Origin of the sequence: Bosea sp. OAE506 (assembly GCF_040546595.1) — a bacterium.
Taxonomy (GTDB): Bacteria; Pseudomonadota; Alphaproteobacteria; order Rhizobiales; family Beijerinckiaceae; genus Allobosea.
Genome location: NZ_JBEPOB010000001.1, coordinates 2,718,323 through 2,739,464, shown reverse-complemented (window position 1 = coordinate 2,739,464; position 21,142 = coordinate 2,718,323). Strand labels below are relative to the sequence as shown.

General features: G+C 68.0%; 19 protein-coding genes. 15 read left to right on the top strand and 4 right to left on the bottom strand.

The window, feature by feature from the left end:
- Positions 1-75: 75 nt before the first annotated feature.
- From recA to ABIE41_RS13320, 4 genes are all read left to right on the top strand, one after another.
- Positions 76-1,161: a recombinase RecA gene (gene recA / locus ABIE41_RS13335; RefSeq protein ID WP_326906457.1), complete on the top strand. Its 1,086-nt coding sequence runs from the start codon at positions 76-78 to the stop codon at positions 1,159-1,161.
- 250 nt (positions 1,162-1,411) lie between these two features.
- Positions 1,412-4,054, top strand: coding sequence for an alanine--tRNA ligase (alaS, locus tag ABIE41_RS13330; RefSeq protein WP_192640882.1), 2,643 nt, complete (start codon positions 1,412-1,414; stop codon positions 4,052-4,054).
- A gap of 8 nt (positions 4,055-4,062) precedes the next feature.
- Entirely contained in the window at positions 4,063-5,229 is a 1,167-nt protein-coding gene (locus ABIE41_RS13325; RefSeq protein WP_354192198.1) for a cyclic nucleotide-gated ion channel, read from the top strand.
- Positions 5,226-5,888, top strand: coding sequence for a hypothetical protein (locus ABIE41_RS13320; protein WP_192640881.1), 663 nt, complete (start codon positions 5,226-5,228; stop codon positions 5,886-5,888). The genes ABIE41_RS13325 and ABIE41_RS13320 overlap by 4 nt, the downstream gene beginning before the upstream one ends.
- 664 nt (positions 5,889-6,552) lie before the next feature.
- Here ABIE41_RS13320 and ABIE41_RS13315 read toward each other — a convergent pair.
- A complete protein-coding gene (locus ABIE41_RS13315; RefSeq protein WP_192640880.1) occupies positions 6,553-7,767 on the bottom strand; it encodes an NADP-dependent isocitrate dehydrogenase in 1,215 nt (404 codons plus the stop codon).
- A gap of 342 nt (positions 7,768-8,109) precedes the next feature.
- On the opposite strand from ABIE41_RS13315, the gene ABIE41_RS13310 reads away from it, so the two are divergent.
- The 3 genes from ABIE41_RS13310 (at position 8,110) to ABIE41_RS13300 (ending at position 10,310) form a co-directional block, all read left to right on the top strand.
- A complete protein-coding gene (locus ABIE41_RS13310; RefSeq protein WP_192640879.1) occupies positions 8,110-8,880 on the top strand; it encodes a hypothetical protein in 771 nt (256 codons plus the stop codon).
- Between the two features lie 54 nt (positions 8,881-8,934).
- Positions 8,935-9,666, top strand: coding sequence for an SDR family NAD(P)-dependent oxidoreductase (locus ABIE41_RS13305; RefSeq protein ID WP_192640878.1), 732 nt, complete (start codon positions 8,935-8,937; stop codon positions 9,664-9,666).
- A 98-nt stretch (positions 9,667-9,764) separates the two neighbouring features.
- Complete coding sequence (locus ABIE41_RS13300; protein WP_192640877.1) at positions 9,765-10,310, top strand: 2,4'-dihydroxyacetophenone dioxygenase family protein; 546 nt, start codon at positions 9,765-9,767, stop codon at positions 10,308-10,310.
- A 111-nt stretch (positions 10,311-10,421) separates the two neighbouring features.
- On the opposite strand, the gene ABIE41_RS13295 is transcribed toward ABIE41_RS13300, so the two are convergent.
- The gene (locus tag ABIE41_RS13295) at positions 10,422-10,829 is read right to left on the bottom strand and encodes a flagellar assembly protein FliX (protein ID WP_192640876.1); all 408 of its coding nucleotides are present in this window, start codon (positions 10,827-10,829) and stop codon (positions 10,422-10,424) included.
- A gap of 226 nt (positions 10,830-11,055) precedes the next feature.
- On the opposite strand from ABIE41_RS13295, the gene ABIE41_RS13290 reads away from it, so the two are divergent.
- The 8 genes from ABIE41_RS13290 to flaF all read left to right on the top strand — a co-directional run bounded on the left by ABIE41_RS13290 (position 11,056) and on the right by flaF (position 17,621).
- On the top strand, positions 11,056-12,189 hold the full coding sequence (locus tag ABIE41_RS13290; RefSeq protein WP_192640875.1) for a flagellar basal body P-ring protein FlgI: 1,134 nt from the start codon (positions 11,056-11,058) through the stop codon (positions 12,187-12,189).
- Complete coding sequence (locus ABIE41_RS13285) at positions 12,189-12,542, top strand: rod-binding protein (protein WP_192640874.1); 354 nt, start codon at positions 12,189-12,191, stop codon at positions 12,540-12,542. The genes ABIE41_RS13290 and ABIE41_RS13285 overlap by 1 nt, the downstream gene beginning before the upstream one ends.
- Before the next feature lies 1 nt (position 12,543).
- Positions 12,544-13,032 carry a hypothetical protein gene (locus ABIE41_RS13280; RefSeq protein WP_192640873.1) on the top strand — a complete coding sequence of 163 codons (489 nt, stop codon included), beginning with the start codon at positions 12,544-12,546 and terminating at the stop codon, positions 13,030-13,032.
- A 155-nt stretch (positions 13,033-13,187) separates the two neighbouring features.
- Complete coding sequence (locus ABIE41_RS13275; protein WP_192640872.1) at positions 13,188-13,676, top strand: hypothetical protein; 489 nt, start codon at positions 13,188-13,190, stop codon at positions 13,674-13,676.
- Positions 13,677-13,946: 270 nt separating this feature from the next.
- Positions 13,947-15,284 carry a flagellin N-terminal helical domain-containing protein gene (locus ABIE41_RS13270; protein WP_192640871.1) on the top strand — a complete coding sequence of 446 codons (1,338 nt, stop codon included), beginning with the start codon at positions 13,947-13,949 and terminating at the stop codon, positions 15,282-15,284.
- 189 nt (positions 15,285-15,473) lie between these two features.
- Complete coding sequence (locus ABIE41_RS13265; RefSeq protein WP_192640870.1) at positions 15,474-16,820, top strand: flagellin N-terminal helical domain-containing protein; 1,347 nt, start codon at positions 15,474-15,476, stop codon at positions 16,818-16,820.
- 53 nt (positions 16,821-16,873) lie between these two features.
- Positions 16,874-17,266 carry a flagellar biosynthesis repressor FlbT gene (gene flbT, locus ABIE41_RS13260; protein WP_192640869.1) on the top strand — a complete coding sequence of 131 codons (393 nt, stop codon included), beginning with the start codon at positions 16,874-16,876 and terminating at the stop codon, positions 17,264-17,266.
- The gene (gene flaF, locus ABIE41_RS13255; protein ID WP_192640868.1) at positions 17,250-17,621 is read left to right on the top strand and encodes a flagellar biosynthesis regulator FlaF; all 372 of its coding nucleotides are present in this window, start codon (positions 17,250-17,252) and stop codon (positions 17,619-17,621) included. Before flbT ends, flaF begins: the two co-directional genes overlap by 17 nt.
- An 87-nt stretch (positions 17,622-17,708) precedes the next feature.
- Here the strand turns inward: flaF and ABIE41_RS13250 are convergent, their stop codons facing one another.
- Both ABIE41_RS13250 and flgK read right to left on the bottom strand, forming a co-directional pair.
- Positions 17,709-19,226, bottom strand: a complete 1,518-nt coding sequence (locus ABIE41_RS13250; RefSeq protein WP_192640867.1) for a flagellin — start codon at positions 19,224-19,226, stop codon at positions 17,709-17,711.
- Positions 19,227-19,233: 7 nt separating this feature from the next.
- The gene (flgK, locus tag ABIE41_RS13245; RefSeq protein ID WP_192640866.1) at positions 19,234-21,102 is read right to left on the bottom strand and encodes a flagellar hook-associated protein FlgK; all 1,869 of its coding nucleotides are present in this window, start codon (positions 21,100-21,102) and stop codon (positions 19,234-19,236) included.
- Between the last annotated feature and the right edge of the window lie 40 nt (positions 21,103-21,142).

Here is a 21,142-nt window from a genome sequence, read left to right as displayed (position 1 = left end):
AACAAACCATGACCATCTTGCGCCATCGGCGCGGATTGAGATGTCCCCGCGCCCCTGCCATAAGGAGCGCGAGTCGTGAGTCAGGCGAATCTGAAACTGGTGGAAGGGTCCTCGATGGACAAGGCCAAGGCGCTGGATGCGGCGCTCTCGCAGATCGAGCGCGCCTTCGGCAAGGGCTCGATCATGCGCCTGGGCAAGAACCAGCAGGCGATCGAGATCGAGACGATTTCGACCGGTTCGCTCGGCCTCGACATCGCGCTCGGCGTCGGCGGCCTGCCGCGCGGTCGCGTCATCGAGATCTACGGCCCTGAATCCTCCGGCAAGACCACGCTGGCGCTGCACACCATCGCAGAGGCCCAGAAGAAGGGCGGCGTCTGCGCCTTCGTCGACGCCGAGCACGCGCTCGACCCGGTCTATGCCCGCAAGCTCGGCGTCAATCTCGACGACCTGCTGATCTCCCAGCCCGACACCGGCGAGCAGGCGCTCGAGATCACCGACACGCTGGTCCGTTCCGGCGCGATCGACGTGCTCGTGGTCGACTCGGTCGCCGCGCTGACCCCGCGCGCCGAGATCGAGGGCGAGATGGGCGACGTCCAGCCGGGCCTGCAAGCCCGCCTGATGAGCCAGGCGCTGCGCAAGCTGACCGCTTCGATCTCGCGCTCGAACTGCATGGTCATCTTCATCAACCAGATCCGCATGAAGATCGGCGTGATGTACGGCTCCCCGGAGACGACGACCGGCGGCAACGCGCTGAAGTTCTACGCCTCCGTGCGCCTCGACATTCGCCGCGTCTCGACGCTGAAGGAGCGCGACGAGGCCACCGGCAACCAGGTCCGCGTCAAGGTCGTCAAGAACAAGGTCGCGCCGCCCTTCAAGCAGGTCGAGTTCGACATCATGTTCGGCGAGGGCATCTCCAAGGTCGGCGAGCTCGTCGATCTCGGCGTCAAGGCCGGCATGGTCGAGAAGTCCGGCGCCTGGTTCTCCTTCGACAGCCAGCGCCTCGGTCAGGGCCGCGAGAACGCCAAGACCTTCCTCAAGGCCAACCCCGAAATGGCCGCCAAGATCGAGGCCACGATCCGCCAGAATTCCGGGCTCGTCGCCGAGCGGATCCTCGACCAGGCGACCCCGACGGCGGATGATCTCGACGAGGGCGAGGCCTGAGCGGACACGCTGAACGTCATGCTCGGGCTTGACCCGAGCATCTCCTGCGAGAGATTCTCGGGTCTGCGCTTCGCGCCGCCCGAGAACGACGTCACATGAAACACGGGCGGCCCTTGGGCCGCCCGTTGTCGTTTGGGCACAACGCCTTGCGATCTGCACTCTCTCGACAGCGGCAAGCGGCCTCACTAGAACGCTTGAAACCGCCGGCCCGGCCCGGACGGCAGCCCGATAGCCAAGAGTTCGAACGACAATGAGCGGCGTCAACGAGATCCGGTCCACCTTCCTCGATTACTTCAAGAGCCAGGGCCATGAGGTGGTGCCGTCAAGCCCGCTCGTGCCGCGCAACGACCCGACGCTGATGTTCGCCAATTCGGGCATGGTGCAATTCAAGAACGTCTTCACCGGCCAGGAGAAGCGCCCTTACGTCCGCGCCACCACCGCGCAGAAATGCGTCCGCGCCGGCGGCAAGCACAACGACCTCGACAATGTCGGCTACACCGCCCGCCACCACACCTTCTTCGAGATGCTGGGGAATTTCTCCTTCGGCGACTATTTCAAGGAGCAGGCGATCGAACATGCCTGGACCCTGGTCACGCGCGAATACGGCCTGCCCAAGGAGAAGCTGACGGTCACGGTCTATTCCGAGGATGACGAGGCGCATGGCCTCTGGAAGAAGATCGCCGGCCTCACCGACTCGAAGATCATCCGCATCCCGACCTCGGACAATTTCTGGCGCATGGGCGACACCGGCCCCTGCGGCCCCTGCTCCGAGATCTTCTACGACCATGGCGACCACATCCCCGGCGGTCCGCCCGGCTCGCCCGACGAGGATGGCGACCGCTTCATCGAGATCTGGAACCTCGTCTTCATGCAATATGAGGAGGCGGCGGGCGGCGTTCGCACGAACCTGCCCCGCCCCTCGATCGACACCGGCATGGGCCTAGAGCGCATCGCCGCCGTGCTCCAGGGCACGCATGACAACTATTCGATCGACCTGTTCGCGGCGCTGATCTCCGCCATCGCCGACCTCACCAACATCCCCTCCGACGGGCCGATGAAGGCGAGCCACCGCGTCATCGCCGACCATCTGCGCTGCTCGGCTTTCCTGATCGCCGATGGCGTCCTGCCCTCCAACGAGGGCCGCGGCTATGTGCTGCGCCGGATCATGCGCCGCGGCATGCGCCATGCGCAGCTGCTCGGCGCCAGGGATCCGCTGCTGCACAAGCTCGTTCCTGTGCTGACCCGCGAGATGGGCCGCGCCTATCCCGAGCTGATGCGCGCCGAGGCCCTGATCTCCGAGACGCTGCAGCTCGAGGAAACCCGCTTTCGCACCACGCTGGCCCGCGGCCTCACCCTGCTCGACGATGCCGCGAAGGACCTGACCGAGGGCCAGAGCCTCAAGGGCGAGGTCGCCTTCACGCTCTACGACACCTATGGCTTCCCGCTCGACCTGACGCAGGATGCGCTGCGCGCCCGCGGCGTCACCGTCGATACGGATGGCTTCGATGCCGCCATGCAGCAGCAGAAGGCCAAGGCGCGCGCCGCCTGGGCCGGCACCGGCGAGGCCGCGACCGAGAAGCTCTGGTTCCCCTTGCGCGACAAGCTCGGCGCCACGGAATTCCTCGGCTACGACACCGAGACCGCCGAAGGCGTCGTCACCGCGCTGATCCGCGATAATGCCGAGGTCGAGAGCCTGAATGCCGGCGAGAGCGGGCTGATGATTGTCAACCAGACCCCGTTCTACGGCGAATCCGGCGGCCAGGTCGGCGATGCCGGCACGGTCCGCGGCGCGGGCTTCCTCGCCACCGTCGGCGACGTGCAGAAGAAGCTCGGCAATGTCTTCGCCCATGCGGTCACGGTCAAGGATGGCGTGCTGAAGCGCGGCTCTGCCGTCGAGCTGACCGTCGATCATGCCCGCCGCACCGCGATCCGCGCCAACCACTCCGCCACCCATCTGCTGCACGAGGCGCTGCGTCTCGTGCTCGGCGACCATGTCGCGCAGAAGGGTTCGCTGGTCTCGCCCGATCGCCTGCGCTTCGACTTCTCGCATCCCAAGCCGATTTCGGATGAGGAGCTGCGCGAGGTCGAGGAGATCGCCAACGCCATCGTGCTGAAGAACGAGCCGGTCTCGACCCGCTTGATGAGCGTCGACGAGGCCATCGCGTCCGGCGCCCGCGCTCTCTTCGGCGAGAAATATGGCGACGAGGTCCGCGTCGTCGCGATGGGCACCAACGCCACCGGCCGCGCCTATTCGGTCGAGCTCTGCGGCGGCACCCATGCCAGCCGCACCGGCGATATCGGCCTTGTCAGCATTGTCGGCGAGAGCGCGGTCGCGGCCGGCGTCCGCCGCCTCGAGGCGATGACCGGCAACGGCGCGCGCCTGCGGCTCAACACCGAGTCGCGCCTGCTCGATGGCCTCGCCAGCCTGCTCAAGGTGCCCGCGCATGAGGCCGGGCCGCGTCTGGCCGCGCTGATCGAGGAGCGCCGCAAGCTCGACCGCGAGCTCTCCGACGCCCGCAAGAAGCTCGCCATGGGCGGCGGCGGCGAGGCGCAGGATCCGGTCCAGGAGATCGCCGGCACCAAGCTCCTGGCTCGCGCCATCAGCGGCGTCGAGATGAAGGACCTGAAGAGCCTCGCCGACGAGGCCAAGACCCGCATCGGCTCGGGCGTCGTCGCCATCGTCGGCGTCGCTGAGGACGGCAAGGCCGGCGTCGTCGTCGGCGTCACGCCGGACCTGACCGAGCGCTTCGATGCGGTCGCGCTGGTGCGCGCGGCGTCGGAGGCGCTCGGCGGCAAGGGTGGCGGCGGACGCCGCGACATGGCACAGGCTGGCGGGCCGGACGGCGACAAGGCGCAGGCCGCGCTCGACGCCGTCGCAGCCGCGATGGCCTGACGTCCGCCATGGCCGCCGCCACCTCAGCGATGGGATGGCGGCGCCGGGTGCATCTCTGGCTCGACCATGGCGCGGGAGACGATCCCGTCGCCAACGCGATCCATCGCGGCCTCGTCCTGCTGATCTGCGCCAATGTCGCAGCGATCGTGCTGCATTCGCTTCCCGACATGGCGCAGCGCTTCGGCCCGGCGTTCCACGCGCTCGAAACCGTCTCGCTGGCGATCTTCGCGCTGGAATACGCCGCCCGCCTCTGGGTCGCGCCCGAGCATGCCCGCTACCGGGCGCTGACGCCTCTGAAGGCACGGCTGACCTATGCCGCCTCGCTGCCGGCGGTGGTCGATCTGCTGGCGACGCTGCCGCTCGCCTTCGCCGTGCTGGGCCTGGCCGATCTGCACTTCCTCCTGCTGCTGCGGCTGCTGCGCTTCTTCAAGCTCGGCCGCTATTCGCCCGGCATGGCCTCGCTCGCCGCCGCACTCCACGCCGAGCGCAAGGCGCTCTTCGCCTGCTTCGTCGTGCTGATGGGCGTGATGCTGATGACGGCGAGCGTGATGCATCTCGTCGAGCGCGAAGCGCAGCCCGACAAGTTCGGCACCATTCCCGATGCAATGTGGTGGGCGATCATCACGCTCACCACGGTGGGTTATGGCGATGTCTATCCGATCACCGCCGCGGGCAAGGCGGTCGCCGCCGTCACCGCGGTGCTCGGCCTCGTCATGCTGGCGCTGCCGGTCGGCATCGTCGCCACCGCCTTCGCGCAGGAAATCCATCGCCGCGAATTCGTCGTGACCTGGAGCATGATCGCGCGGGTGCCATTGTTTGGCCAACTCGATGCGGTGGAGATCGCGGAGGTGATGCAGTTCCTGCGCGCCCGCACGGTGCGCAACGGCGTCGTCGTCGCGCATGATGGCGAGCCGCTGCAGGCGCTCTATTTCGTCGCCAGCGGCGAGGTTGAGCTCGCTCTGCCGGAGGGAAAGACGACCTTGGACGAAGGCCATTTCTTCGGCGCACTGACGCTGGACGACGTCGCGATCACGAGCCACGCCTCGGGCGTCAACGCCGCGGTCGCGACCGCGCCGACCAAGCTGCTCGTGCTCGACCAGATCGACTTCCGCGCCCTGACCGCGCGCAGCCCGAAGCTCGCCGCCCATATCCGCAAGCTGGCGCGCGACGCATGAGGCTTCGCCGTCTCGTGCTGCTGGCAGCGGCCGCCCTGCCGCTGGCCGCGCTGTCGCCCATGGGCGCCCCGTCGCAAGCCGAGGCGCAGCAGCAGGCCCCCCGCAAGCCGCCACAGCCCGCAGGCCCTGCGCTGTCCGCCTCGCAGCGGCTGATGGCGGGCTCGCCACTGAACGTCCTGACCACGCGCGCGCCGGAGGGGGCGCGGCTGGCGATCGCGCGCCCGGCCGATCAGGCGGGAAGCGCCATCGTCGTGGTGCCGCTGCGCGGCCGCGCCTCGGCCAGCCTGCCGACGCCGGGCGAGTCCGGCGCCTATGAGCTGCGCCTGACGCGCGACCAGGACGGCGCCCCCGTCATCCTGCTGCGCCAGCCGCTCGTCACCACGCCGCCGGAGGCGACCTTGGCCGCGCCTGCACGCATCGGCCGCGGCCAGGCCCTGCCGGTGCGCGGCATCGGCCCCAATGGCGAGCGCGACCGCGTCGTTCTGGTCCCGGCCGGCGCCGCCCCCGACGCCGATGGACCGTCCTTCTTCCCGCAGGAAAACGTCGAGGCGACGCTGGACGGCCCCGACCAGCCCGGCGCCTACGAGCTGCGCTATGTGATGGACGCCCCCGTCAGCGGGCTGCGCGTGCTGGCGACGAGGGCGGTCAGCGTGGAGTGAGGGCGGGTGCAAGCTCCGGTCCTTGCGACTGAGCCAACTCCACGCTGTCATTCCGGAGCGTCGCGAAACGGGCATAACCTCCGCCCTTTATCCCCGCCGCCCCACCCGCCCCTATCCTCCCCGCGCTGCACCCGACCAAGGGGGCTGTCGCGAGGCATCGTGCGGCCGGGTGTGGTGGCGGGTTTCGGGAGGCGTCGCCGTTGCGGGCGGGGGCTCCCGGAGGTCGAGCGGCAGTAAGTCCCCTCGTCAGGGACTGATGGCCGGGACGCCCAAAACACCTGCGCGCGGAGCCGGGCGGCGCGAGATCGGCGCTGCATCGACACCTCGACATCGACACTCGTCATCGGCACGCGGCAAGGACGCGCCCCACCCGGCTCCGCGCATCCCCTCTGGGGGGCAATGATGCGAAACCCCGCGGCCTTCAGGCCGGTCGGGGCGTTTGGTGCGTGGCGCTTCCAGATTTTCTCCGAACCACCCCCGTCATCCTGGGCGGCCGCAGGCCGACCGGGATCCATCATAGGGCGCTGTACAGCTCCTAGGATGGATCCCGGCCTGCGCCGCTTCGCGGCTGGTCCAGGATGACGGCGTCGAGGAAACGGCCGCCCCAACAAAAAAGCCCGGCCGTCGTCGGCCGGGCTCGTTGCGTCACGAAAGGCTCGTCCGCTCAGGCGGCCATGGCCTTGCGCATGTTCTCGCTGACTTTCTCGAGGAAGCCGGTGGTCGAGAGCCACTTCTGCTCGGCGCCGACCAGCAGGGCGAGATCCTTGGTCATGTCGCCGGCCTCGACGGTGTCGACCGTGACCTTCTCGAGCAGCGTCGCGAACCTGGCGAGCTCGTCATTGCCGTCGAGCTTGGCGCGGTGGGCGAGACCACGGGTCCAGGCGAAGATCGAGGCGATCGAGTTGGTCGAGGTCTCCTTGCCCTTCTGGTGCTCGCGGTAGTGGCGCGTCACCGTGCCATGCGCCGCTTCGGCCTCGACGGTCTTGCCGTCCGGCGTCATCAGCACCGAGGTCATCAGGCCGAGCGAGCCGAAGCCCTGCGCCACCGTGTCGGACTGCACGTCGCCATCATAGTTCTTGCAGGCCCAGACATAGCCGCCCGACCACTTCATCGCCGAGGCGACCATGTCGTCGATCAGGCGGTGCTCATAGGTAATGCCGGCGGCGTCGAACTGCGCCTTGAACTCGGCCTGGTAGATCTCCTCGAAGATGTCCTTGAAGCGCCCGTCATAGGTCTTGAGGATGGTGTTCTTGGTCGAGAGATAGACCGGGTACTTGCGGATCAGGCCGTAGTTCAGCGAGGCCCGAGCGAAATCCTTGATCGACTCGTCGAGGTTGTACATCGCCATGGCGACGCCGGCGTCCGGGGCCTTGAAGACCTCCTTCTCGATCACCGCGCCGTCCTCGCCAACGAACTTGATCGACAGCGTGCCCTTGCCGGGGAACTTGAAGTCGGTGGCGCGGTACTGGTCGCCATAGGCATGGCGGCCGATCACGATCGGCTGGGTCCAGCCCGGCACGAGGCGCGGCACGTTCTTGCAGATGATCGGCTCGCGGAAGATCACGCCGCCGAGGATGTTGCGGATCGTGCCGTTGGGGCTCTTCCACATCGACTTGAGGTTGAATTCCTTCACGCGGCCCTCATCGGGCGTGATCGTCGCGCATTTCACGGCGACGCCGTGCTTCTTGGTCGCGTTGGCGGCGTCGATCGTCACCTGGTCGTCGGTGGCGTCGCGGTTCTCGACCGAGAGGTCGTAATAGTCGAGCTCGAGGTCGAGATAGGGGAAGATCAGCGTGTCCTTGATCTTCTGCCAGATGATGCGGGTCATCTCGTCGCCGTCCATGTCGACGACGGGGTTGGCGACCTTGATCTTGCTCATGTGAAACGACCCCTGCTGCTGGCCAGACGTGAAGCTTTCCAGACTGCGGCACGGGCGCCGCAGGCGGTTGGCCGCTTCCTAGAACATCGGCCCGCAAAGGGAAATGCGGTTTTCGGCTAAGCCGGCCCAAAAGCGCGCCAGCGCCTGGCCTCGCCCCTGCGGCAGGCGCGGCTTTCGTGCAACGCATCGGAGCCGACGGCGAACCGCCCCACCCCCGCCGCAAAATCGTCAGCATCCGCCCCGAGCCTCCCGCGCTCATTCACGCCGGCCCGGAAGACCGCCTCGCTCATGCCTTCGCTCTCGTCACAGCCTGCTCTCGCCTTGCCCCACCGCCCCCTTGCCTTGGCCGCGCTCCTGCTGCTGGCCGCCGCGCCCAGCGCCCGCGCCCAGACGCCGGCGGAAGAACCGGCGCAGATGCTGGACGCCGCCTTCGGCGAGGAGGCTGAAACGAGCCTCTTCGCACCGATCCCGCGCTGGGAGGCGGCGACACCAGAGCCCGAGCCGGACCGCCCCGGCTATCTCACGCCGGGAGCCGCCCGGCGCGGCGCGGCCGCCAACCCGCTCGCGAGGCCCGAAATCGCGGCCACGCCGATCCGCCGCGGGCTCACGCCGGCCGGCACCCCCCTGCCCGCCGCAACCGAGCGGGCGGTCGGCATGAAGCTCGGCGCCGACCAACTCTCGCTCTCGACCGAGATCGTCTCGGGCCAGGGTGGCTGGCAGCGCAGCGACACCCGGCTGGGCTGGAACGTGACACGCGGCTCCGGCAGCGAGGGCGACGTCGTCTGGCGCGCGGCGACCGGCGGCAGCCTGCCCGCGGCCGGCGCCGTCGAGCAAAACGGCGAGGCCGTGCTCGGCTACCGTTTGCGCCCGCACGACATCGTCACGCTGACGACCGAGATCGCGCTTGCCGGCAGCTACAGCTTCGCCGCGCAGAACGGCGTTGCCGGCAGCCTGACGCCGCGGGTGAAGCTCGCCGCGGATCTGACCCGGCCGCTCGCGACGCCCTGGCGCACCACGCTCGATCTCAGCCTCGGCCGGCAGGTGCCCATGGTCGGCCGTGACGTCCAGACCAACGGCACGGCCCTGCTGAAACTGGAGCTTCCGACGCCCTGAAACGCGGGACGCGCGCCCTTCCCGTCGAGCCGGCGCGCCGATAGTCTTCGGTCCATGACAACAGACGCTCCTTCCTCCACACTCCGCTTCGCGCTGGTCACCGGCGGCACCCGCGGCATCGGCCAGGGCGCAGCGCTGGCGCTGGCGCTGGCCGGCTACGAGGTGCTCGCTACGGGCTTGACCGACGAGGAGGTGGCGGGCGCCCCGCCCCACCCCGCAATCCGCCATGCGCGGCTCGATGTCACCAAGGACTCCGAGGTCGCGGCAACCGTCGCCGCCTGCCCGCGGCTCGACGCGCTGGTGAACTGCGCCGGCATGATCCAGCGCGGCGGCAAGGAATTCGAGATCGAGGCCTTCCGCTTCACGGTCGAGGTCAATCTCACCGGTACGATGCGGATGTGCCTGGCCGCGAAGGACAAGCTCGCCGGTAGCAAGGGCGCGATCGTCAACATCGCCTCGATGCTGACCTTCCACGGCTCGGCCTATGCGCCGGGCTACTCGGCGTCCAAGGGCGCGATCGGCCAGCTCACCAAATCGCTCGCTGCCGCATGGGCGGGCGACGGCATCCGCGTCAACGCCGTCGCGCCGGGCTGGATCGCGACCGAACTGACGAGGCCGCTGGTCGAGGACGCTGCCCGCTCGGCGCCGATCCTGGCGCGCACGCCGATGAACCGCTGGGGCCAGCCCGGCGATGTCGGTGGCGCCATCGCCTTCCTGCTTTCGGATGCGGCCGCCTTCATCACCGGCACGATCCTGCCGGTCGACGGCGGCTATCTGGCGGTCTGAACGACAGCAAGAAAACACAACCGGCACAGGACGATGCCGGGCACATCTGAATCAGTTCGACAACGACGGTTCAGCCAACATCGAACGGGAGAAACGCCATGAACAAGGTCAGCCCCATTCCGGTCGTCGCCAGCGAAGCCGAGCGCTGGACGCCCTACCGCCATCCGCAGCCGAAGGATTCCCCGCCCGAGCTGATCGTGCCCAACGTCATCCCGGAGGATGAGCGCGTCTGGGTGCCGGTCGACGACAATGTCTGGTTCCGACCCTTATGCCTCAGCGTGACCCGCGGTTACTGGATGAACCTGCTGCGCGTGCGCCGGGCCGGCGTGCTCTCGCGCCATCGCCACCCGCAGCCCGTCCATGGCTATGTGCTGAAGGGGAAGTGGCGCTACCTCGAGCATGACTGGGTCGCCACCGAAGGATCTTACGTCTACGAGGCGCCGGGCGAGACGCATACGCTGGTGGTCGATCCCGACACCGAGGAGATGATCACCATGTTCCAGGTCAATGGCGCGATGATCTATGTCGACCCGGACGGCAAATGCCTCGGCTATGACGACGTCTTCACGCGTCTCGACAAATGCCGCGCGCATTACGCGAGCAACGGGCTGGGCGCCGACTACGCGGACCAATTCATCCGTTAACGCGGCATCACGTCATTCTCGGGCGAAGCGAAGCGCAGACCCAAGAATCTCAGGCCAAGAGGGCTCAGGTTTCCGAGATGGTCGGGTCAAGCCCGACCATGACGCCCTCGCCTACCGCCCGAGCTTCGCCAGCTCCACGGCCGCGCGTAGTTCGATATGCGCCAGCACGTCGTCGAGGCGCGGATCGTCGGTCGCCTCGCGGCGCTGGGCGAGATTGGTCCGGATCTGCTCGAGCTCGGACAGGTTGACCCGGCCCGAGAGCAGCGCGGCCTTCAGGCGGTCGAGCCCGTCGAGAAGATCGTGCCCGCGCTTGGCCTGACGCTTCTTGCGCTCCTGCGGCTCCTCATAGGCCTGCACGGCCAGGAGCGTATCCAGCGGGCCGGACGCGGCGATGCCGGCGCTGCGGCTGCTCGCGGCGCTATCCTTGGTCGGCAGGGTGAAGGCGGCGCCGCCCGCGCGCCTCGCGGAGCCGGCCGGGCCGGCATTCGAGATGGGGGCGCGCTGGTCGATCCGTATCATGGTCGCCTCGCGAATTCAGTCATCGAACCCTCGCGCCGGCATGGTTAACAGGCGGTAAACCGCCCGGCAGAAACTGCCGCCCCGGCAGGATCGGCCGGCACCATCCGGCGGAACGGACTCTGCGCCCGATTCCCAAACAACTGATAAATCAGCACTTTCAATTTGGCGGCGTCTGGCACGCGGATCGCAGGAGGGTATCCGACCGTTTCCTCCAGCCGGTGAGACCATGCTCCGCACAGCCACCCTCAAATCCCTGGTGATGCCGCTCGCCGCGCTGGTCGCGCTCGGCTTCGCCATGGCCGCGGGCCCGGCGCAGGCGCTCTCCCGGATCAAGGACCTCGCCTCGGTCGAGGGCGTGCGCTCGAACCAGATCCTCGGCTATGGCATCGTTGTCGGCCTCAACGGCACCGGCGACACGCTCAACAACGCACCTTTCACCAAGCAGTCGCTGACGGCGATGCTGGAGCGGCTCGGCGTCAACACGCGCGGCGCCAACATGCGCACCGCCAACGTCGCCGCCGTGATGGTGACCGCCAACCTGCCGCCCTTCGCCACCCAGGGCACGCGCATCGACGTCACCGTCTCGGCGCTGGGCGATGCCAAGTCGCTGCAGGGCGGCACCCTGCTGGTGACGCCGCTGCTGGGCGCCGACGGCGAGGTCTATGCGGTGTCGCAGGGGCCCGTCGCCATCGCCGGCTTCTCGGCCGAGGGCGACGCCAGCAAGATCACCCGCGGCGTGCCGACCGTCGGCCGCATCGCCAATGGCGGCGTGGTCGAGCGCGAGATCGACTTCGCGCTGAACAAGCTCAAGACGCTGCGGCTGTCGCTGCGCAACCCCGACTTCACCACCGCGCGCCGCATGGCCGCCGCGATCAACGATTTCCTCGGGGGCGACGCAGCCGAGCCGACCGACCCCTCCACGGTCGTTCTGCAGATCCCGCCGCGCTTCCAGGGCAACATGATCCGCATGCTCACCGAGATCGAGCAGCTCAAGATCGAGCCGGATCAGCTCGCCCGCATCGTCATCGACGAGCGCTCCGGCATCATCGTCATGGGCCGCGACGTGCGCGTCTCCACCGTGGCGGTGGCGCAGGGCAACCTGACGGTGACCATCACCGAGCAGCCCCAGGTCAGCCAGCCCGGCCCTCTGGCCAATGGCGAGACGGTGGTGACGCCGCGCACCAATGTGAAAGTCGATACCGGCGGCGGCAACAAGCTCGCCCTCGTCCGCGAGAGCGTCACGCTGGCCGAACTCGTCGACGGACTGAACGCGCTCGGCATCGGCCCGCGCGACCTGATCTCCATTCTCCAGGCCATCAAGGCGTCCGGCGCCCTCCAGGCCGAAATCGAGGTGATGTGATGAGCCCCACCCTAGCCATGCCGGCCGCCAAGCTGGCCCTCAGCGCCGCGGGCAGCCTCGTCAACGGGCTGTCCAATGCACTCGACCCCGCCAAGGCGAAGGCCAAGAAGCAGGCGGACGACTTCGAGACCATGTTCCTCGAGCAGGTCACGCAGCAGCTCACCGCCGCGCCCTCGGGCAGCGAAGGCCCGCTCGGCGAGAACGGCATCGGCGGCGACGTCTACAAGTCGCAGCTCACCCAGGAATACGCCAAGCAGATCCAGAAGGCCGGCGGCATCGGCCTGTCGGACAGCATCCTGCGCGACCTCCTGCGCGTGCAGGAGCAGTCCGGCGCGGCTGCGACCGGAGCCTGAGATGACCATCGTCAGACGGGTCGTCGACGAACGGCCGCGCATCGCCACCGCGCCCGAGGCGCGGGCGCTGGTCGAAGGCGTTCTGGAGGCATTGTCGGCGCTGTCGCATCTCGTCGGCGAAGAGACGGAGCTCGTCCGGGCCGGGCGCCTGCCGGAGGCGCTGACGCGCGAGCCGCGCAAGACCGAGCTCGCCGGCCTCTATATGCGCGGCGTCGAGCAGGTGAAGCTCAATGCGGTCGCGCTCGCCCGCTTCGTTCCGGACCAGGTGCAGCGGCTGAAGGCGGCGCATCTCTCATTCCAGAGCCTGATCGAGATCAACCAGATCGTGCTGGCGACGGCCCGGGCGGTTTCGGAATCGATCGTCCGGGACCTTGCGGCCGATGCCAACCGGCCCAACAAGGCGGCCGGCTACGGCCCGACCGCGACCGTCGGCGCCGGCGCCTTCGCGCGCCCGAATGCCGGCCCGCTGGTGGTGTCGCGCCGGCTCTGAGGGCGGCTGCACCGAAATCCGTCAATATTTACCTAACTTCTTGACGCCGGATTCAAGTTTCTCTGCCAGCGTGGTCAGGTTCGGACAGGTCTGACCCGTCCGGATGGCTGGCAGCGGCCGACGCCGCTGCGCCGTGACTCCAGAAGGAGTGAGCCATGGATTTCGGCAATGCGCCCCGGACGGCGCCCGTAGGAGGCCTTCCCGTCGTCCCTCGCGCCGACGTCGTCGCGACACAGGGCAGCGTCTCGGTCGAGCTGCCGCCCGAGCAGACGGTCCAGTCCGCCCAGGCGGGCGAGGCCGTGAAGCTCGACCTGCGCGCGCAGGAACGCAGCGCCCGGGACCTCGACGCCCGCACCCGCGATCTCCAGACCCGCGCCAGCTTCGAGCGCCGCAGCGCCGAGGGCCAGAGGCAGGAACGCCAGGCCGAACAGGATCTCGACACAGCCGTCGACCGGCGCATCGTGATCGAACCGCGCACCCGCGCCATCGTCATGCAGGAGCGCGACCCCGAGACCGGCGAGACCATCTCGCAGCTCCCCGACGAGACGATGCTCAAGCTGCGGATCTATTCGCGCGAACTCGCCGACCGCGCCCGCGATGCGGAGGAGCAACCGGTGGCCCCGCAGGTCGAGCGCATCGCCTGAAGTCGCCAGGCCGCCTCCCCGCCCGCATCAGCAAATTCATCGGAGACCAAAACGCCCGCCTCGCGCGGGCGTTTTGCTGTTCAGCACTGCCTGCGGCAGCAGCTGTCCCGCGTTGCCCTATCGTTAACCATGATCGCAGCGCGCGCCGGACGCGCCGCATTCGACCGCCGAAATTTACCTCCTGTTACGAGCTCGGGACCGATGGTCCACCCGTCGCGGCCAGAATGATCGCGACTGCCAGAAGGCACCAAACCAGAAGGGTTTACTACAATGGCCACTGCCATCTCGAACGGCGTTCGTTCTTCGCTCGCCTCGCTCCAGACCATCACCAGCCAGGCCGCCGCCGTTCAGAACCGTCTTGCCACCGGCAAGAAGGTGAACACGGCTGTCGACAATCCGGTCAACTTCTTCACCGCCCAGTCGCTGAATGACCGCTCGAGCCAGCTCAAGGGCCTGCTCGACGGCATCTCCAACGGCATCCAGACGGTGCAGGCCGCCTCCAAGGGCATCGACGGCATCACCAAGCTGGTCGGTTCGCTCCAGTCCACCGTCAAGCAGGCGCAGGCCGACGCGGCTCAGAACCGCCCGACCGTCGTCGGCACGGGCACGACCCTGGCCACCGCCGGCGAAGCCGCGCTGACCAGCAAGAGCCTGAAGGACATCGCGCTCGACAAGCGTATCGGCAGCGCCGGTGACACCACCGTCGCGACGGCTACCGCCAGCGCCGCGGGTGACCTCGGCGTCGATATCACCGCCACCGACACGCTCAACATCCAGATCGTGACCAACCCGGCGGCTGCGACCTCGACGACCAACATCTCGATCGACCTGACCGCCAACACGAGCGTCCGCGACGTCGTCAACGCGATCAACACCTCGGGCGTCGCCACCGCCTTCGTCGACGAGAAGGGCCTGCTCAACGTCAAGGGCACCGGTTCGGAGCAGCTCGGCGTCGGTATCGGTGCGGGCGCCGATGCGGCCACCGCGATCACCGACTCCGCCACCGGCCTGCAGAACACGAAGTTCGGCCTCGCCGCCACCGACCGCACCACGGGTATCGCCTCCTCCGGCGTGACCTCGGCGACGCGTTCGAACCTGATCGAGCAGTACAACACGCTGCGCACGCAGATCGACTCGCTGGCCAAGGATGCGGGCTTCAACGGCGTCAACCTGCTGCAGGGCGACAAGGTCTCGATCGCCTTCAACGAAAAGGGCGGCAAGAACCAGACCAAGCTCGACATCCAGGGCACCAGCCTGACCGCCGACAACATCGGCATCCAGCAGGCCGGCAACGCCCAGGTCGCCGGGACGATCAACTTCCAGAACGACTCCGATCTGGAAAAGGCCACCACGGCCCTGACGAGCGCCCTCACCTCGCTGAAGTCGCTCTCCTCGACCTTCGGTGCCAACCTGTCGGTCGCCCAGACCCGTCAGGACTTCACCAAGGATCTGGCCGACGTCCTCTCGACCGGCGCCAGCAACCTGGTGAACGCCGACGCCAACGAGGAAGCCGCGAACCTGCTCTCGCTGCAGACCCGCCAGCAGCTGTCCCAGACGGCTCTGTCGCTCTCCTCGCAGTCCGACCAGGCCGTCCTGCGTCTGTTCTGATCCTTCGTCCGCAGAAAGCGGGCAGCCCACAGGATGTGGGCCGAAGACAAGAAGGCGGCGGAGCCCCGGCTCCGCCGCCTTTCTGCATTCGTGAACGCCATCGCCGCCGCATTAACGGTTTGTTATCCTTAACGGGGAATTATCGGCCATCACCGCATGAGCGCAGAATCGCGCTTCAGGGGACCGAAGATGGCGAACACGATTCTTTCCAGTGGCGTGCGCAACAACCTGCTCACGCTTCAGAAGACGACGAGCGAGCAGGCCGTCCTGCAGAACCGCCTCGCGACCGGTCGCAAGGTGAATTCCGCCATCGACAACCCGGTGAACTACTTCACCGCCCAGTCGCTCAACGACCGCGGCAGCCAGCTGACCGGCCTCCTCGATGGCATCTCGAACGGGATCCAGACGATCCAGGCCGCCTCCAAGGGCATCGACGGCATCACCAAGCTGGTGCAGTCGCTCCAGTCCACAGTGAAGCAGGCTCAGGCCGACGCGGCCCAGAACCGCCCGACCGTCCTCGGCACCGGCACCGCTCTGGCGAGCGCCGCCGAGACCCAGGCGACGAACAAGAGCCTGAAGGACATCGCCCTCGACAAGCGCGTCGGCAGTGCCGGCGACACCACGGTGGCCGCCGCGACTGCGGGTTCGGCCGGTGACCTCGGCATCGACGTCACCGCGACGCCGGCCCTGAACATCCAGATCACCACCGGCCCGGTCGGCGCGCCGACCTCGACCACCAATATCGGCGTGACGCTGACGGCCAACACCACGATCCGTGACGTCGTCAACGCCATCAACGCCTCGGGCGTCGCCACCGCTTTCGTCGACGAGAAGGGCCTGCTCAACGTCAAGGGCATGGGCTCGGAGACCCTCGGCGTCGGTATCGGCACGGGCGCCAACGCCGGCGCGGCCGTCACCGCTTCGTCGACCGGCGCGCAGAGCGCCGCCTTCGGCCTGAACGCCACCGACCGCACGACCGGTATCGCCTCCTCCGGCGTCACCTCGGCCGTCCGCTCCAACCTGATCCAGCAGTTCAACGACCTGCGCACGCAGATCGACCAGCTCGCCAAGGATTCCAGCTTCAACGGCATCAACCTGCTGGCCGGCGACCGGCTCTCGATCGCCTTCAACGAGAAGGCCGGCACCAACCAGACCAAGCTCGACATCCAGGGCACGACCCTGAGCTCGGACAATCTCGGCATCCCGCAGGCGATCAACACCCAGCTCGCCGGCTTCTTCAACTTCCAGAACGATCTCGACCTCGAAAAGGCCACGGGCTCGCTCTCGAACGCGCTAACCTCGCTGCGCTCGCTGGCCTCGACCTTCGGCTCGAACCTCTCGGTCGCGCAGACCCGGCAGGACTTCACCAAGGAGATGGTCAACACGCTGACCACCGGCGCCGACAACCTCGTCCTGGCCGATTCGAACGAGGAAGGCGCCAAGCTGCTCGCGCTCAACACCCGCCAGCAGCTCTCGCAGACGGCTCTGTCGCTCGCCTCGCAGGCCGACCAGAGCGTGCTGCGGCTGTTCAGCTAATCGTCGTCCGGGGGCGAAAGCCCCCTCCTCTCCAGCCAGAAGGCAGGCGCGTCATGGCCCTCAAGGTCGAACTCAAGCCCCGCGAGCGCATCATCATCGGCCAGGTGGTGATCCGCAACGACGAGCAGCGCACGCGCTTCTTCATCGAGGGCGATGCGCCGATCCTGCGCGAGAAGGACATCCTCACGCCCACCACCGCCGACAGCCCGGCCAAGAAGATTTATCTGGCGATCCAGCTCATGTATCTGGCCCAGGACCCCATGCATCAGCACGAGGTCTATTTCGAGCTGGTGCGCGATTTCGTCCAGGCCGCGCCGAGCTCTCTGCCGCATATTCACGAGATCAATAACCGCATCTTAAGCAGCGACCTCTACAAAGCTCTCAAGGCAGCCAAGAAGCTGATCGCTTACGAAGCGGAACTCATCGAGAATGCAACACGGGTTTAACGCTTACGCCTCCGCCTCCCGCGCCACGCAAGCGGTCGTTTCCCCCCGCGAACTCGAAGCCTCCCTGCTGATCAAGGCCGCCTCCCGGCTCCAGGCGATCGCCGACGACTGGTCGCTAGCCGACCGCGATCTCGACGAGGCGCTCAACTACAACCGCAAGCTCTGGACGCTGTTGGTCTCGGCCGTGATCGCCGAGGACAATCCCCTGCCGGTCGGCATCAAGACCAACATCCTCGGCCTCGCGAACTTCATCTTCAACCAGACCTTCACGGTCGCCGCGAACCCGACGCGCGAGGGCCTGCCCGTGCTCGTCAGCATCAACCGCGACATCGCGGCAGGCCTGCGCGGCCGCTGAGCCGCCCGCGAGCCCACTCCGGAATACAAAAAGGGGCGCCACCGAAACCCGGTGGCGCCCCTTTTCACGTTTGAAGAGCCGTCGGGCTCAGAGATAGTTGGTCAGCGTCAGCTTGGAGAGGATCGAGGTCGTCTCGTAGCTCGCCTGCAGCTGCGTCTGCAGCGCCAGGATCTGCACTGCGACCTCCTCCTTCGACACCGTCTCCACATCCGAGAGCGCGTTCGTCAGATAGTTCTTCGTGCTCTCGTGGCGCTCCTTGGCGCGCGCCAGCGCCGTCTGTGCCGAGCCGAGCTCGGTGATGATCTCGGCCGGCTTCTGGGCGCCGTTGCCGAAGGCCAGCCGGTCGCTGACGCGCGCCGTCATCGCCTCGTAGCGCGCCTGCGAATTGGCGTCGGTGGCCGGGAAGGTCTCGACCGCCATGACTGCGAACTGCGCCAGCCCGATCCGGAACGCCTCCTCATTGGCGCGCGCGCCGGTGCCGACGATCTGGCCCTTGTCGACCTGGACGGACGCCGTGCTGCGCGCCGGGTCGCTGCCGTCGTCGCCCTTGTACCAGATCACCGTATTGGCGGCCGTCCCGGCGGCAGGCGCGGCAGTGGCCGTGTCATAGGGCGGCCCCGGCACGCGCAGCGGCGGGCTGCTGGTGCTGCCGGCGAAGAAATTGCGCGCCGCGACCTGCGACGAGGAGGCCGAGAGCGTCGTCGCCGCCTCCTTGCCGATCGCAGCCGAGATCGAGGCGCGCAGATTGGCCGCCGTCGTGTTGACGTCGGTGCCGATCTCGAAGCTGTCTGCGGCGGAGCCGGTGGTGCCGGGAGCCCGCGCGGTCAGCACGATCTCCTCCTGCGTCCCGTCCGGCAGGTCGAGCTTGACCCGCAGCGTGTCGCCGACGGCCGGCAGGCTGGCCACCGTCACGGAGAGATCGGCCGGCGGCCCGGCGGTGAAGGTCGGAGCCAGCGCCGCGGAAGAACTGGAGGCGCCGGCGAGCTTGAAGCCGTAGCTGTGAACCGGCGTCGCATCGGCGATGGTGGCGGTCGCCCCTGCCCCGCCCGTCGTCAGGCGGCCGAGGCCCGTGGCACCGAGATCGGCCAGGCGGCGCTCGTCGATCATCTGGCGCAGACCGGCGCGCCCCGCCCCGTCGCCCTCGATCATCTCGGCATAGGTCGTCGTCGGCTGCACGTCGGAGGTCTTGCCCGAGAAGAGGTAGCGGCCGTTGACCTGCGTGTTGAGCAGGTCGAGCGTCTGCTTGAACTTCTCCTCGGCCAGCACCTGCGGCGCGGAGCGGCCGGTCGAGCTCGGGATATAGGTGTTGGAGCGCGTGTCGTTGACCGTCTCGCTGGTCAGCTTGGCGTAGTTCTCGACCGCCTGAGACGAGATCTTGAGGTTGACGTTGCCGCGCGTGATGCCTTCGAGCCAGGCGTCGAGCGTCGAAACCTTGCCGTTGAGATCGAGGCTGACGCGCCGGTCCATGCCGAGATCGCCATAGCTCTCCGCGCGCTGCTGGGTGGAAAGCTGGCGCTCGAGGTCGCTGAGCTCGTTGCGGGTCGAGACGAGGCGGTTCGGCGTCGCCGCACGATAGGCTCCGGAGCCATAGGCGGAAATGGTCATGGCGCGCTCACACTCTCATCAGCACGTCCATCATCTCCTTGACCGTGGAGATGATGCGGGCATTGGCGGCATAGGCGTTCTGAAGCTCGATCAGGGTCGACATTTCCTGGTCGATATTGACCTGGGCTGTCTCCTGGAAACGGCTCTGCACCGCGGCCAGCGCGACCTGCTGCCCCTCGTCCAGGCGCTTGGCGGTCTCGACCGCCTGACCCTGGGTCGAGACCACGCGCTGGACGAGGCCCGTCACCGTGGCGCTGGTGGTCGCGGTCGAGCCGTCGATGCCGAGCCGGTTGGTGACCGAGCGCTGGCTCTGCGTCAGCCGGTCCAGCATCAGCTTCGGGCGGGTCGTGTCGCCCTGGGCGGTGGTCGGCTCGTAGGCGACGAGCTTGGAGCGGTCCGCCACCAGCGCCTGGTTGAGCGTGATGCGCCCCGCAAAGCCCAGCGTCTGCGAACCGTTGTCATAGGAACCGGTGAAGGCGGCACCATTCGCGCCGCCATCCACGAAGAAGGGCAGTTCCGCGCTGCCGCCGACGAAGGACAGCGTCGTGGCGGTCGGGCGGGCGGTCAGCGCCTTGACGTCGCGCGTGCCGGCCGCGCCGTCGTCGACAATGCGTAGCACCGAGCCGGTATTGGAGACGGTGAAGCCGCCGCCGAGGGCAGTCTGCATCTGCGCGGCGACCGAGGCCGGACCGCCGGAGAAATCGATGCCGACGACGCGGTTGTTGGCGTCGCCGCTGGCGGAGGCCGGCAGCGGCAGCGACGCCGCCGAGTCGACGCGCACGAAGGTGAAGCGCTGCGTCGCGCCGCCCGGGGTCACCGCATAGTCGAGCGTCACCTTGTTGCCGGCCTGGAGACCGGTGAGATCGACGTCGAAGCCGGTGGCGGCGCCGGCGGTGACGGCCGTGCCCGCGATCTCGCGGTCCGACAGCGCGCTGGCGAGCTGCGCGGCGATCTCGTCGAGCTGGGCCTGGGCCTGCACCAGCGTCGTGTCGCGCATCTCGAGCAGCGCGGCGATCTCGCCAGAGCGGAAGGTGCGGTTGGCGATCGCGTCGAGCGAGCCGCCCGTTGCGTTCGACATGGTGATGGTGCCGACACCGCGCTGGGCCGGATTGCTGCTCCACTGGTCGTCGGGCGAGAGGCCGGAACGCGCATCGAAGCTGAACACCACCGCAGGGCGACCGTCGAAGATCTGCGTGCCGCCGCTGGTGACGACGCTGGTCGAGCCGCGCGCATCCTCGGACGTCTTGATGTCCATGTACTGGGACAGGTCGGACAGGATCAGGTCGCGCTGATCCTTGAGGTTGGCGAGTGCCGGGTCGTTCGGCGAGCCGACGATCCGCGCATTCACCGTCGTCAGCGCGTTGAGCAGGTCATTGACCTGGGAGACGCCGGCCGCGATGCCGCTCTCGGCCTGCGAACGCAGGCTCTGCACGCCCTCGGACAGGGTGTTCAGCCGGCTGGCGAGCTGCGTCGCCGAGTCCAGCACCGAGGTGCGCAGGCTGTAGGACGACGGGTCGTTCTGGAACGCCTGCAGCGAGGAGGTGAAGCCGTTGTAGATCGTGTCGAGCGCGGTCGAGCTGCCCGGCGCACCATAGAGCTTGTCGACGCCGGCGAGCATCTCGGCCCGCGTCGAGGTGTAGGCGGCGCCCGACGATTCCTGCCAAAGCTGATGCTGGACGATCTTGTCGAGCAACCGCTGGACCTGCGTGGTCTGGGTGCCGACGGTCTGGCCGCTCAGGCTGTCCGACGTCGTGACGACGCGACGGACGTAGCCGGCCGTGCCGGCATTGGCGACGTTCTGAGAAACGACGCCGATGCCGACCTGGGTGGCGTTCAGCCCCAGGATCGCGGTGTTGAGAGAGGTGCTCAGACCCATCGTCGGCTCCTGTCTTGCCGCGCGGTCCTCCTGGACCGCG